This window comes from Streptosporangium sp. LJ11, from assembly GCF_051918945.1.
Taxonomy (GTDB): Bacteria; Actinomycetota; Actinomycetes; order Streptosporangiales; family Streptosporangiaceae; genus Streptosporangium.
Genome location: NZ_JBPXMB010000004.1, coordinates 294,152 through 306,687, shown reverse-complemented (window position 1 = coordinate 306,687; position 12,536 = coordinate 294,152). Strand labels below are relative to the sequence as shown.

The following is a 12,536-nucleotide window of genomic DNA, read 5'->3' as shown; positions in this document are numbered from 1 at the left end:
GCTGAGTCACTCGGCGGATCGAACGCTAGCCGAGGGATCGACTGACGATCGACGCTGCCATGGCCGATGTACCCAACCGTGTGCCCAACCTAAACCAAGCCTTTACTAACAATTGGGTAAAGCGACGCGCCGATCAAGGTGGCGGAGGGTCTCCGAGCAGCGTGGAGAGCTCCGAGACCAGCCAGCGGGAGTCCTTCTTGACCATGATGAATCTGGCCCGGTTCTGGCTGACGACCCGGCGGGGCTCCTTCTCGCCCTCGGGGGTCCTGACGGTGCTCATGCTCATGAAGAGCAGCACCTCGACCCTGCCGAAGTCACCGGACTCCACCGACTCCACCCCGGCCCCGGTCACCGCGGCCTGCTGCACCGTCTTCTGCTTTCTCGCCTGCGCGGCCATGCTCCTGGCCAGCTGCCGGTAGTGCAGGCTGAGCGCCCCGGTGGTGTATCCGCCCGCTCTTGCGAAATCCTGTTCGATCGTACGATAGTCGTACGACAGCATGTCGGGGGCGACCGCGCGGGCCGCGGCGAGCGCCTCCCGCCCCGCCGTCTCGTCCGCGCGCAACCGGCTCAGGTCGGTGAACATGATCCAGACGGCCGCCGCGAGCGCGAGCGCGACGGCGACCATGAGCCCGATCGCCAGCCGGGAGACACGTCTCACAGCACCAGCTCCGCTTTGGACACCAGCCAGGCTCCCCCTACCTTGGTCACTTCCATGTTCCACCGGTAGAACCGCTCCTGCGGAGCGTCCTTGCTCCCGTCCCGCCGGACCACCGCGTCGCCCACCACCATCACCTGGGCGGTACTCCCCCTCAGTGAGACCAGCCCTGAGGCCCGCAGCGCGCCTGTTTGGAGGATCTTGTCCTTGACCGTGCTCTTCTTGAGCTCCGCGGCGGTCCTGGCGTACTCGGCCCTGGCCGCGCCCGTAGAGGTGCCGAGGATGCGCCCGATGTCGTCGTCGACGCTCCTGTAGCCCACGGAGAGCAGATGAACGGCGTGGGCCCCCGCCGCCCGCAGCGCCGCCTGCCTGTCGTCAGCGGCCGTCTGGGCGTCGCGCAGGGTGGCACCGACCCAGAACGCGGCGGCCAGCAGTCCGGCGATCAGCATTCCCAGCATCGGTACGGCGATCCTGAGCGGTCGCCGGGAGCGGCGCGAGCGACGGGAGCGGGTGGCGTGCACTGCCATGCGTCTCTCCCATCGCACGGTCTGCGGAACGCGGGCCGGCGAGCGCGGCTGCTTCGCCGCCCGGGACGGCATGCTCCCCGATCGCCGGATCATAACCCGCCACGCAGATTCACATAACGGCCTTCGCGCACATGCCCCGGGCCATTTCCCCCGCCCCGCTCGACCACGTACGAACCGGCCGGACGCGGAAACACGAAAAGAGCGGGCCACCGGCACCAGGTGGACCCGCTCTTTTCGATGAAACGAACTACTTGACGGTGACCGAAGCGCCGGCGCCCTCAAGGGCGGCCTTGGCCTTCTCGGCCTGCTCCTTGTTGACCTTGCCGTCGAAGACGGACTTGGGAGCGCCGTCAACGAGGTCCTTGGCCTCCTTGAGGCCCAGGCTCGTCAGGGCGCGGATCTCCTTGATGACCTGGATCTTCTTCTCGCCGGCGGCCTCGAGGACGACCTCGAACTCGTCCTGCTCCTCGACCTCTTCGACAGCGGCCGCACCGGGGGCGGCGGCGGCGACGGCGACGGGGGCGGCAGCCTTGACGTCGAAGGTCTCCTCGAAGAGCTTCACGAAGTCGGACAGCTCGAGGAGAGTCATCTCCTTGAAAGCGTCGAGCAGCTCGTCGGTGCTGAGCTTCGCCATGATGGTTCCTCCATACGGATCTGAACTACTAAAGAAAGTTGGGACCGCGGTTTGCGTTAATCCCCTGTGACCGCCTGCGCGGACCTACTCGCCGGCGCCTTCGCGCTTGGCGCGCAGGGCCTCGGCCAGCTGAGCCATGTTGGTGGGCAGCGCGTTGAAGACGGCGGCCGCGTGGCCCTGCTTCGCCTTCAGTGCGCCGGCCAGCTTCGCGAGGAGAACCTCACGCGACTCGAGGTCGGCAAGCTTGCTGATCTCGTCCGGCGTCATCGACCTGCCGTCGACGACACCGCCCTTGATGATCAGGAGGGGATTGGCCTTGGCGAAGTCACGCAGACTCTTGGCAGCCTCGACCACGTCGCCGTTGACGAACGCGATCGCCGACGGACCCGCGAGCAGGTCGTTGAGCTGGTTGAACCCGGCCTCGGTGGCCGCGATCTTGGTCAGCGTGTTCTTCACCACGGCGAACTTCGCATTCTCACCGAGGGAAACGCGCAGCTGCTTGAGCTGAGCGACGGTGAGACCGCGGTATTCGGTCAGAACGGCAGCATTGGAGCCGTCGAAGCTGCTCTTCAGCTCAGCGACAGCCGTTGCCTTTTCTGCCTTCGCCATGGGCCTCCTTCCAGATGTGCCGCCGGGGCAAAGGGCCCAGAGAAGCGAACAAGCCCCGGCGCAGGCGCACGGGGCTCACATGAGGAGGTTAGTCCAGATGAAAACTCACATCACAACCTACGCGGGCCGTCCACTGACGTGGATCCTTAAGTCGTCAGGCCATGCGGCTTGACGACGACCGGCGGTCTTCGGCGTTGACAGCTTACGTCCTCCCGTCCCGAATGCCAACTCGGCGTCCCCCGACGGAGACCCACGGAAAAGGCTCGCGCCCCCGGCCGGTGGGCCGGGGGCGCGAGCCTGGGGGAAACGTCAGTTTCCGCCGCGGTGCTCGGGCAGGTCGCCCACCTGGTCGGCGGGCGGGGCGGTGATCTCCACGGGCTCGTTGAAGCCCTTGAAGAGTGCCGTCAGGTTGAACGTCGCGTCCTTCTCGGAGCCGCTGAGCGTCACCTTACGGGGCAGGCTCTGGGCGTCGGCCCAGAGGTCGAACTTCACGTTCTTGGCCTGCGAGAGCTGCTCCTGGAGCTTCTCACGCTTGGCCGGGTCGATCAGCTGGGCGGCCTCGGCGACCGGGAAGGTGCCGCTGTAGTGCGTCGTGTCGACCCCGCCGACCGTCTCGGTGCCGACCGCCTTGACGTCCTTCGACGCGGTCAGCAGCTTGACGGTGCCCGCCAGGTCGAACTGCTGGGCCTGGTCCATGAACTTCCTGATCTCGGACTGCCCCTTGGCGTCGAGCTCGCTGAGCGACACCTTGGTCCACGGCTTGGTGGTGCCGGCGAACCTGTTGATGAGCTCGGACTTCACGTAGACCGTGTCGCCCGACAGGATGGCCCGCGCCCCACCGGGCACGTTCTGCCCGCCGAAGGTGATCGTGTCGAGCCTGATGTCCGTGGCCAGCTGAGGCTTGCTTTGGTAGAGCATGCTGCCCTGGACCTTGCCCGCGCCCTTCTCGCCGCCGCTGGCGTCGAGAACCACGTCCGCGGAGTAGGAGGTGACCTCCTGGGCCTTCTGTGCGCTCTGCTGCACCGCGTCCGCCGCGGCGAGTTTGATGTTTCCGAGGGAGCTGGTGCCCTGCGCACCGCATCCCGCGACCGCGACGAGCGCGGCCGCTCCCAGTGCAAGTGCGGGAGCCAATCGGCGCATTTCGTCTTCCACCCTTTCGTTCCCCCGATGATCCTGATAAAGACACTACGCGTCGACAAAGCCTGGCGCGTCGTCCGGGAGAACGAAGAAAGGCCTCAACCGAATGGCCATTCGGTTGAGGCCTTCCGCGGAAGACGTCTGGTATCAGGCGTCGAGCTCGGCGGTCAGCGCCCGCGTCTGGTTGGGGTCGACCTGGATGCCGGGGCCCATGGACGTGGAGAAGACGACCTTCTTGACGTAGCGTCCCTTGGCCGCGGACGGCTTGAGACGCAGCACCTCGTCGAGGGCGGCGGCGTAGTTCTCGATGAGCTGGCGCTCGCCGAAGGACACCTTGCCGATGATGAAGTGCAGGTTCGCGTGCCGGTCGACACGGAACTCGATCTTGCCGCCCTTGATGTCGGTGACGGCCTTGCCGACGGCCGGGGTCACGGTGCCGGTCTTGGGGTTCGGCATCAGGCCACGGGGGCCGAGCACGCGGCCCAGACGGCCGACCTTGCCCATGAGGTCCGGGGTGGCGACGACGGCGTCGAAGTCGAGGCGGCCCTTGGCGACCTCGTCGATCAGCTCGTCGGCACCGACGATGTCGGCACCCGCGGCGCGAGCCTCCTCGGCACGGTCACCGGTCGCGAAGACCAGGACCCGGGCGGTCTTGCCGGTGCCGTGCGGGAGGTTGACGGTGCCACGGACCATCTGGTCGGCCTTGCGGGGGTCGACACCCAGCCGCAGGGCCACCTCGACGGTGGCGTCGAACTTGGCGACGCTGGTGTCCTTGGCCAGCTTGGCCGCCTGGGCCGGGCTGTACAGGGTCTCGCGGTCGACCTGCGCCGCCGCGTCGCGGTATCCCTTGCTGCGCTTCATGTGATCACTCCTGTGGATCCGAGTGTTCGTGGTGCGGGCCAGCGCCTGGCCCCTCCACTTACTTCGATGTCTGATGGTCGGCGCGATCGAGATCGCGCTCGCCGCCGGTCCCCGCCGGTCTCGCGGATGCGGTTCGCCGCCGCGAGGTCACCGCCGATTCCGTACGGCGGATGGTGCTAGTCGACGATCGTGATGCCCATCGACCGGGCGGTGCCGGCGATGATCTTCTCGGCCGCCGCGACGTCGTTGGCGTTGAGGTCCTGCATCTTGGTCTCGGCGATCTGGCGCAGCTGCTCCTTGGTGAGCTTGCCCACCTTGTCCTTCTGCGGGACGGCCGAACCCTTGGCCACACCGGCGGCCTTCTTGATCAGCTCAGGCGCCGGGGGCGTCTTCGTGACGAAGGTGAAGGTGCGGTCCTCGTAGATGGTGATCTCAACGGGGATGATGTTGCCGCGCTGGGCCTCGGTGGCAGCGTTGTACTGCTTCACGAAGTCCATGATGTTGACGCCGTGCGGACCGAGGGCGGTACCGACCGGCGGCGCGGGCGTGGCCTGGCCGGCGGGGAGCTGGACCTTGACCAGCGCGGCGAACTTCTTCTTAGGAGGCATGCTTCTCTCCGGGTCCTTGCTTCTCTGAACGATGTTCCAGATCCCGCGACCGCGGGGCTCACGGCAAGTGCGCATTGGCCAGTGCCGCGAACGTGGAACCATCCCCGCGACCGCGGGGCAGACTGATGAAGTCTACGCGACCGGTTTAGATTTTCGAGACCTGGTTGAACGAGAGCTCGACCGGGGTCTCGCGACCGAAGATCGACACGAGCACCTTGAGCTTCTGCGACTCGGCGCTGATCTCGCTGACCGTGGCGGGCAGCGTGGCGAACGGGCCGTCCATGACGGTGACGGACTCGCCGACCTCGAAGTCGACCGTCGCGGCGGAGGCCTTCGCGGTGGACTTCTTGACCTCTTCCGAGGGCTCCGGTGCGAGCAGCTTGGCGACCTCTTCGAGGCTCAGCGGGCTCGGCTTGTTGGAAAGGCCCACGAAACCGGTCACACCGGGCGTGTTACGCACCGCGGACCAGGACTCGTCGGTGAGCTCCATCCGGACCAGCACGTAGCCGGGCAGCACCCGCTCCTTGACCAGCTGGCGCTTGCCGCTCTTGATCTCGGTCACGTGGTGGGTGGGCACCTCGACCTGGAAGATGTAGTCCTCCATGTTGAGGGACTGCGTGCGGGTCTCGATGTTCGACTTCACCCGGTTCTCGTAGCCGGCGTAGGAGTGGATGACGTACCACTCGCCGAACAGGCTCCGCAGGTGCCGCTTGAACTCCTCGACCGGGTCGACGTCGGGAAGGACGTCACCGTCCTCGTCGACGGCGCCGGCCGGGGCCTGCTCGGCCTCGGTTTCGGCGTCGGCGTCGGTCTCGGCGTCGACGTCCTGCCCGTCGGACTCGTCAAACGAATCCTCGGTGACGTCGACGGCCTTCTCCAGCTCGTCCTCGCGCTCTTCGCGGGGCTCGCCGGCCGACTGTGCAGACTCGGACACGGTGCTCTTTCTCTTTTCGTCGATGGCTGATGGACTCGTCCGCGGGGCTGTCTCGCCCGCTGGAGACCGCGGCTCAGGCTCCGCCGAAGATTCTCAGCACGCCCTCGGTGAACAGCGCGTCCAAAGCCGACACGATCCCGACCATGATCAGAACGAAGACCAGGACGATGATGGTGTACGAAATGAGGTCCTTGCGCGTAGGCCAGATGACCTTACGCAGCTCGGCGACTACCTGACGGTAGAAAAGGGCGGGAGAAGTGCGCTTAGTCTTCTTCTCACCGCTCGGCTTGTCTGCGGTTTCGCCGCGCGTGTCGATCGCCACAGTCCTCACCTGAATCCATCGAGTCCAACGCACATAAGCGGCGCGCTGGACGCCTGATGCGCGGACCGCTCCTAGCAGGGCACGAGGGACTCGAACCCCCAACCGCCGGTTTTGGAGACCGGTGCGCTACCAATTGCGCTAGTGCCCTAAGACATGAACCACCATACATCGGTTGGACCGAAGTTTGTCCGTGGCTCACGGTCTTGACCGCCGGTTCACGCATGCGGCGGAAAGACCATGCCGGAGTCTACGTGTGAATGGCCACCGCGTCGAACCGACAGGCGATCGCCCAGGTCAGAGACCTTTCCCGGTGCTCGTACCGCTTGCGGGGAGGAGCGTCCGCATGGTGGATATGCGGCGGAAACATCGGCACAGGTCTGTAACCATGGAGGTATGACCCGTCCTCGCATCTCAGCGCGCATCTCCGCGATCTCCGAGTCCGCCACGCTCGCCGTGGACGCCAAGGCCAAGGCGATGAAGGCGGCGGGCCGCCCGGTCATCGGCTTCGGCGCCGGTGAGCCGGACTTCGCGACTCCCGGCTACATCGTCGAGGCGGCCGTCGAGGCGTGCCGGAACCCCCGGTTCCACAAGTACACCCCGGCCGGCGGCCTTCCCGAGCTGAAGCAGGCCGTCGCCGACAAGACGCTCCGCGACTCCGGCTACCGGGTGGAGGCGGCCCAGGTCTTGATCACCAACGGCGGCAAGCAGGCCGTCTACGAGGCGTTCGCCACGCTGCTCGACCCGGGCGACGAGGTCCTGGTCGTCGCCCCGTACTGGACGACCTACCCCGAGGCGATCAAGCTCGCCGGCGGCGTCCAGGTCGACGTGGTGACCGACGAGACCACCGGCTACCTGGCGGGCGTGGAGCAGCTGGAGGCGGCGCGCACCGACCGCACCAAGGTCCTCCTCTTCGTCTCGCCGTCCAACCCGACCGGCGCGGTGTACACCCCCGAGCAGGTCGCGGAGATCGGCCGCTGGGCCGTCGAGCACGACCTGTGGGTCGTCACGGACGAGATCTACGAGCACCTCACGTACGGCGACGCCACGTTCGCGAGCATCGCCACCGTGGTCCCCGAGCTGGGTGACAAGGTCGTGGTCCTGAACGGCGTCGCCAAGACCTACGCGATGACCGGCTGGCGGGTGGGCTGGCTGATCGGCCCCAAGGACGTCGTCAAGGCCGCGTCCAACCTGCAGTCGCACGCCACCTCCAACGTCTCCAACGTCGCCCAGGCCGCCGCGCTGGCCGCCGTCACCGGCGACCTGTCGGCCGTGGCGGAGATGCGCGGCGCCTTCGACCGGCGCCGCCGGACCATGGTCCGGATGCTCAACGAGATCCCGGGCGTGCTCTGCCCCGAGCCGCTGGGCGCGTTCTACGCCTACCCGTCGGTCAAGGCGCTGCTGGGCAAGGAGTTCGGCGGCAGGCGCCCGGCGACCTCCGCCGAGCTGGCCGAGATCATCCTGGAGGAGGCCGAGGTGGCGGTCGTCCCCGGTGAGGCCTTCGGCACCCCGGGCTACTTCCGCCTGTCCTACGCGCTCGGCGACGACGACCTCACCGAGGGCGTGAGCCGCCTCGCCAAGTTCCTCGGCCAGGCCGGCTGAGCACGACGGCTCCCCGGCCGGCCGGGCACGACCTCCGTACGCGCCGGGCGGGCTCGGCCTCCCGGGGCGTGGGCCGCGGCGCCCCTCGAAGCGGTCACACTCTCGCGGGGCGTAGGTCACGGCGCCCTCGATGCGGTCAGTCCCGCAGGGCGTAGGTCACGGCGCCCTCGAAGTGGGAGGCCGCGCCCTCGTTGAAGGCCCGCGCGTAGGCGACCTCGCCGATCAGGCACACCGCGCGGGCCCCGACGGCCTCGCGGAGCGCGGTCAGGATGTCGGCCTCGGCGGCGGGCGGCCCGAAGGTGGTCCAGATGCGCTGCGCGGCTCCCAGGAGCCAGGCCGCGCGGTGGCCGTCCTCCGCGGCGGCGGCGATCCTGGCGAGCTGGTCGATGGCGAGGACGCTGCCGACCGTGTCCCTCAGCCGCCATTTGACCTCCAGCGCCGCCCTGGCCGCCGCGGAGGCCTCCGCGATGTCTCCCCGGCCGAAGAGGGCCAGGGAGAGGACGTAGTCGTCCATGGCGCGCTGTGACAGCTCCCCTCGTACCTCGTGGCGGGAGCGCGCCTCGCGCAGGATCCTCACCGCCTCGTCGAAGTCGCCGCCGAACGTGGCGGTCATCGCGAGGAAGGAGGGCAGGAAGAGCATCCCCGGCGAGGTGGGGTCCAGCCCGGCGGCCACGCGCAGCGCGTACGCCCGCGCGCTCTCCAGGTCCAGGTCACCGGTGAACAGGCGGGCCTCGGCGAGGGCGAGGAGGGCGTGTGCCTCGGCGTCGGCGTCACCGTGCCGCCGGGCGCTCTCGAGGCCCTCCTCGGCCCTGTCGCGTGCCAGGGACATGTCTCCCCGGATGAGCGCGAGATGGGCGGCGACCCAGAGCGGCCTGGACCTGGCCCGGTCGGTGACGGGGGCGGCTGCCAGGGCGCGGTCGAGATAGTGGCGGCCCTCGCGGACGAGCCCCAGATGGCACCAGAGCACCCACAGGGCCCCGGCCAGCTCCAGGGCGCCGTGGTGGTCGCCCGTGGCGAGGCAGCGGTCGAGGGCCGCGCGGATGTTGGGCAGTTCCCCGCGCGCCCAGCAGGCCCATTCGAGCTGGTGCGGGCCGTACCATTCGGTGCCCATGCGCCGGGCGGTGGACAGGTAGTGGTCGCGGTACCTGCGGGCCATCAGGCCGCTCTCGCCCAGCTCGGCGAGCCAGCCCCGCCCGTAGTCCCTGATGGTGTCGAGCAGGCGGTACCGGTCCCCCACGCGGGCGACGACGGATTTGGCCGCGAGCGTGGCGAGGACTCCGGGGACGTCGGGCAGGCGCTCGTCCTCGCACACGCCGCGCGCCGCCTCCGTGCCGAAGGCGGCGGGGAAGACCGACAGGCGGGCCCAGAGCAGGCGTTCGGCGGGCGTGCACAGCTCGTGGCTCCAGCCTGCGGCGGTGCGGAGGGTGTGGTGGCGGACGGGGAGCCCCTCACCGTCGGCCAGCAGCTTGAAATGGATGTCGAGCTGGTCGGCGAGCTGGGTCGCCGACAGGCCGCGCATGTGGCTGGCGGCCAGCTCGATGGCGAGCGGCATGCCGTCGAGCCGGCGGCAGAGCCTGGCGACGGCCATCATGGCCCGCTCGTCCGTGCGCAGCCCGGGGGCCACGGCCCTGGCGCGGTCGAGGAAGAGGCTCGGCGCGTCGTGGTCGGCGAGGTCGGCGGCCTCGGGCGGGGGGACGGGGAAGGGCTCGACGACCATGACGACCTCCAGCGGCAGGCCGAGCTCCTGGCGGCTGGTCACGATGATCTGGACGTCGGGCGCGCCGGTCAGGACGGCGACGACCATGGCCGCACAGGACTCGATCAGGTGTTCGCAGGTGTCGAGGACGATGAGGAGACGCCGGTCGGCGAGATACTCGATGAGGGACTCCAGGGCGGGGCGTTCGGCCTGGGTGTGCAGGCCGAACACTCCGGCGACGCCGTGGATGAGCAGGCCGCCGTCGCTCTCCGCGGAGAGCTCGGCCACCCAGACGCCGTCGGGGTAGTCGTCTCGGACGTTCCGCGCGGCCCGCAGGGCCAGCCTCGTCTTGCCGACGCCCCCGGGGCCGCGCAGGGTGAGCAGGCGCGTCCGGGTGAGGAGTTTCGCGATCTCGTCGAGTTCGGTGGCGCGGCCGACGAAGCTGTTCATCTCGGCCGGCAGGTTGCCGCAACGCGTCAAGAAAGTTCTCCCTGGAGTGCGTGTTCCACGGCTTCGCGCAGGCTGATCGAACCTCCCCACGCCTCCAGCCGGTCGAACTCCGCCCTGCCCAGGCGCCCGCGCAGCCTCAGCTCGGCCGCGCGGATCCGGCTCGCGATCATGGGCGAGCGGCTGGGCGGGACACCGGCGCTCTTCCACGCGGCGTCTGACGCCCCGAACATGGCGGCGGCGAAGGTGTCGTCGGCGCACGCCTCGGCGATCACGACGAACACCTCCAGCGCCTCCATGAGGGAGATGCTGTCGCCGAACAGGCGGGCCCCGCGCAGGGAGGCGCAGGCGAACTCGACGGCCGAGGCGGTGTTGCCGAGGGCGTGCTCGGCCTGGGCCAGGAGGAGGTCGAGGCGGATGAGCGTCCAGTAGTCGCCGCAGGACTCGCAGAGCTCGCGTCCCTCGCGCAGGACGGCGACGGCCTGGTCGTGGTGTTCGGCGAGCATCATGGCGGTGGCGACCACGGTGTAGGTGGGCAGGAAGCCGGGGAAGACGTTGCCGGTGGAGCGGTGGCGCACCCGGGCGTGCTTGATGAGCCGCAGGGCCTCGACCACGTCGCCCCTGACGACGGCCAGGTGGGCCTGGAACTGGCTGACGTAGGCCGTGGCGTAGCCGTCGGCGTCCTCGGCGGCGCATTCGGTGAGGATGCGCTCGGCGCGTTCGAGGTCGCCGCGCTGGATCGAGACCCAGGCGTGCACCCAGAGGGCCTTGACCCGCTCGGGGCTGGGGGTGTGGTCGAGATCGAGGCCGCGCTGGAGGAGGTCGTCGCCGGGTGCCTGCATGCCGCAGCACGCCCACAGGAACCACAGGTTGCCGACCAGGTCGAGGCCCTTGCGGTACTCCGGCGGCCGGGAGTAGCAGTATTCGATGGCGCCGCGCATGTTGCCGCATTCGAGGACCAGCCTGCGGTACCACTCCAGCTGGCGGCCCTGCCAGCTCATCTCGGCGCGGGCGGACAGCGCGAGGAAGTGGTCGCGGTGGCGGCGCTGGGTCTCGTCGGTCTCGCCGAGCCGCTCCAGCCAGACCACGCCGAACTCGCGGACGGTGTTGAGCAGGCGGTAGCGGACCCCGCCCTCGCCCTCCTCGCGGACGAGGACGGACTTGTCGAGCAGGCCGAGCAGCCCGTCGAGGACGTCCTTGACGGCGAGGGCGCCGCCGGCGCAGACCTCCTCGGCGGCCTCGATGTCGAAGGTGCCGGCGAAGACCGAGGCCCGCGCCCACAGGAGGCGCTCCTGCGGGGTGCAGAGCTCGTGGCTCCAGCCGAGGGCGACGCGCATGGAGCTGTGCCGCCGGGGAGCGGCGGCCCGCCCGCGCGGGGTGGCGCCGGCCCTCTCGGCGTGGATCTCGCGCTCGGCCGCGGGCGTCGTACGGCCTTCGAGGGCCGCGGCGATCTCGTCGGGGGAGGTCACGTGGCCGTCGAAGGCGGCGAGCCCGGCGGTGGAGATCGGGCGGCCGTCGAGAGTGGCGGCGAGCCCGTCGAGGGTGCCGGGGCCGCCGGGGATGCCGTCGGCCACGGCGAGCCGGATCGCCAGCGGCAGGTTGTCGAGGCGCCGGCAGAGCTCGGCCGGATCGGTGCCGCCGAGCCGGTCACCGGCGAGGGCGGTGATCAGATGGACGGCGTCGGCGTCGGGCAGGCCGCCGACCGGGTAGAGGTGCTCGCCGGGCAGGCCCAGCCGCTGCCTGCTGGTGGTCAGGACGCGCAGTCCCTCGACCGAGCGGAGCAGCAGGCCGACCAGGATGCCCGCGGTGCCGACGACGCGGTCGCAGGTGTCGAGGACGAGCAGGGTCCGGCGCGCGAGGAACTCGTCGACCAGGGCCCGCAGCGCGGGGACGCCGGGCTCGCGGTGGGTGCCGATCGCGCCGGCGAGCGTCTCGGCCAGGGAGTCGAGGTCGGCGGGGGCCTCCGACAGCTCCACGACGTGGACGCCGCCGGGGAACGCGGGTTCGAGGGTGCGGGCCAGCCGCAGGGCGAGACAGGTCTTCCCGACCCCCGCGGGGCCGGTCAGCGTGACGTGCCGGACCCTTTCGAGCAGCGCGGATACGTCGGCGAGTTCCGTTTCCCTGCCGACGAAGACGTCCGCTTCCATGGCAGCCCCAGCGTCCTGACAACGTGTGCCTCCACGGTCGCACGGAGACGTGGTCCGCTGAAAGCCCGTTTCCTAAATTTCCTCGATATAACAGGGGATCGGATATGGATGGGTGTGCCCTGAACCCGGTAACCCCCGCCCGAAATAACACCTTAAAACCTATAAATAGGCAATTGGGAAAGCAGCGCGAAACACCGGGGAGGATGGGCGGGGGCCTGCGCGTTCCCGGCCAGGTCCCCGGCGCCGTGCGGTGACGCGCACGGACCGGGATCGCAGCGACGCCGTACCCCGTACGGCAGGAAACCCGTCAAGGCCGCCCCGTCTCCTTCCGCCGCCGGCAAGGCCCCTCCAGCCCTCCCC

At 69.5% G+C, this 12,536-nt stretch carries 12 protein-coding genes and 1 tRNA gene; 1 reads left to right on the top strand and 12 read right to left on the bottom strand.

All coding sequences use genetic code 11. The features are described 5' to 3' along the window. Positions 1-133 precede the first annotated feature (133 nt). From ACTOQ3_RS08370 to ACTOQ3_RS08325, 10 genes are all read right to left on the bottom strand, one after another. Positions 134-658 (bottom strand): hypothetical protein, encoded by a 525-nt coding sequence (locus tag ACTOQ3_RS08370; RefSeq protein WP_440082808.1) that lies wholly within the window; start codon positions 656-658, stop codon positions 134-136. Next, entirely contained in the window at positions 655-1,182 is a 528-nt protein-coding gene (locus ACTOQ3_RS08365) for a hypothetical protein (protein WP_440082807.1), read from the bottom strand. The genes ACTOQ3_RS08370 and ACTOQ3_RS08365 overlap by 4 nt, the downstream gene beginning before the upstream one ends. A 247-nt stretch (positions 1,183-1,429) precedes the next feature. Further along, positions 1,430-1,816, bottom strand: a complete 387-nt coding sequence (rplL, locus tag ACTOQ3_RS08360) for a 50S ribosomal protein L7/L12 (RefSeq protein ID WP_440070946.1) — start codon at positions 1,814-1,816, stop codon at positions 1,430-1,432. Positions 1,817-1,900: 84 nt separating this feature from the next. Then, on the bottom strand, positions 1,901-2,425 hold the full coding sequence (gene rplJ / locus ACTOQ3_RS08355) for a 50S ribosomal protein L10 (protein WP_344746617.1): 525 nt from the start codon (positions 2,423-2,425) through the stop codon (positions 1,901-1,903). 309 nt (positions 2,426-2,734) lie between these two features. Continuing rightward, entirely contained in the window at positions 2,735-3,565 is an 831-nt protein-coding gene (locus ACTOQ3_RS08350) for an LppX_LprAFG lipoprotein (RefSeq protein ID WP_440070945.1), read from the bottom strand. Positions 3,566-3,709: 144 nt separating this feature from the next. Then, positions 3,710-4,423, bottom strand: coding sequence for a 50S ribosomal protein L1 (gene rplA / locus ACTOQ3_RS08345; RefSeq protein WP_440082806.1), 714 nt, complete (start codon positions 4,421-4,423; stop codon positions 3,710-3,712). 176 nt (positions 4,424-4,599) lie between these two features. After that, complete coding sequence (gene rplK, locus ACTOQ3_RS08340; RefSeq protein ID WP_362840357.1) at positions 4,600-5,031, bottom strand: 50S ribosomal protein L11; 432 nt, start codon at positions 5,029-5,031, stop codon at positions 4,600-4,602. A 145-nt stretch (positions 5,032-5,176) separates the two neighbouring features. Then, positions 5,177-5,965, bottom strand: coding sequence for a transcription termination/antitermination protein NusG (gene nusG, locus ACTOQ3_RS08335; protein ID WP_440070944.1), 789 nt, complete (start codon positions 5,963-5,965; stop codon positions 5,177-5,179). A 73-nt stretch (positions 5,966-6,038) separates the two neighbouring features. After that, positions 6,039-6,287: a preprotein translocase subunit SecE gene (gene secE, locus ACTOQ3_RS08330; protein ID WP_329089906.1), complete on the bottom strand. Its 249-nt coding sequence runs from the start codon at positions 6,285-6,287 to the stop codon at positions 6,039-6,041. A gap of 75 nt (positions 6,288-6,362) precedes the next feature. Next, positions 6,363-6,435 (bottom strand) — tRNA-Trp (locus ACTOQ3_RS08325). Between the two features lie 245 nt (positions 6,436-6,680). On the opposite strand from ACTOQ3_RS08325, the gene ACTOQ3_RS08320 reads away from it, so the two are divergent. Beyond that, positions 6,681-7,886: a pyridoxal phosphate-dependent aminotransferase gene (locus tag ACTOQ3_RS08320; protein WP_440082805.1), complete on the top strand. Its 1,206-nt coding sequence runs from the start codon at positions 6,681-6,683 to the stop codon at positions 7,884-7,886. A 136-nt stretch (positions 7,887-8,022) separates the two neighbouring features. On the opposite strand, the gene ACTOQ3_RS08315 is transcribed toward ACTOQ3_RS08320, so the two are convergent. Together ACTOQ3_RS08315 and ACTOQ3_RS08310 are read right to left on the bottom strand one after the other, a co-directional pair. Beyond that, complete coding sequence (locus ACTOQ3_RS08315) at positions 8,023-10,062, bottom strand: ATP-binding protein (RefSeq protein WP_440082804.1); 2,040 nt, start codon at positions 10,060-10,062, stop codon at positions 8,023-8,025. Next, positions 10,059-12,176, bottom strand: coding sequence for an ATP-binding protein (locus ACTOQ3_RS08310; RefSeq protein ID WP_440082803.1), 2,118 nt, complete (start codon positions 12,174-12,176; stop codon positions 10,059-10,061). Before ACTOQ3_RS08310 ends, ACTOQ3_RS08315 begins: the two co-directional genes overlap by 4 nt. Positions 12,177-12,536: the final 360 nt, after the last annotated feature.

Excerpts from the sequence above, each read along its gene's own strand:
- ACTOQ3_RS08365 (WP_440082807.1), bottom strand. The coding sequence starts at position 1,182 with ATGGCAGTGCACGCCACCCGCTCCCGTCGCTCGCGCCGCTCCCGGCGA.
- rplL (WP_440070946.1), bottom strand. The coding sequence starts at position 1,816 with ATGGCGAAGCTCAGCACCGACGAGCTGCTCGACGCTTTCAAGGAGATG.
- rplJ (WP_344746617.1), bottom strand. The coding sequence starts at position 2,425 with ATGGCGAAGGCAGAAAAGGCAACGGCTGTCGCTGAGCTGAAGAGCAGC.
- ACTOQ3_RS08350 (WP_440070945.1), bottom strand. The coding sequence starts at position 3,565 with ATGCGCCGATTGGCTCCCGCACTTGCACTGGGAGCGGCCGCGCTCGTC.
- rplA (WP_440082806.1), bottom strand. The coding sequence starts at position 4,423 with ATGAAGCGCAGCAAGGGATACCGCGACGCGGCGGCGCAGGTCGACCGC.
- rplK (WP_362840357.1), bottom strand. The coding sequence starts at position 5,031 with ATGCCTCCTAAGAAGAAGTTCGCCGCGCTGGTCAAGGTCCAGCTCCCC.
- ACTOQ3_RS08320 (WP_440082805.1), top strand. The coding sequence starts at position 6,681 with ATGACCCGTCCTCGCATCTCAGCGCGCATCTCCGCGATCTCCGAGTCC.
- ACTOQ3_RS08310 (WP_440082803.1), bottom strand. The coding sequence starts at position 12,176 with ATGGAAGCGGACGTCTTCGTCGGCAGGGAAACGGAACTCGCCGACGTA.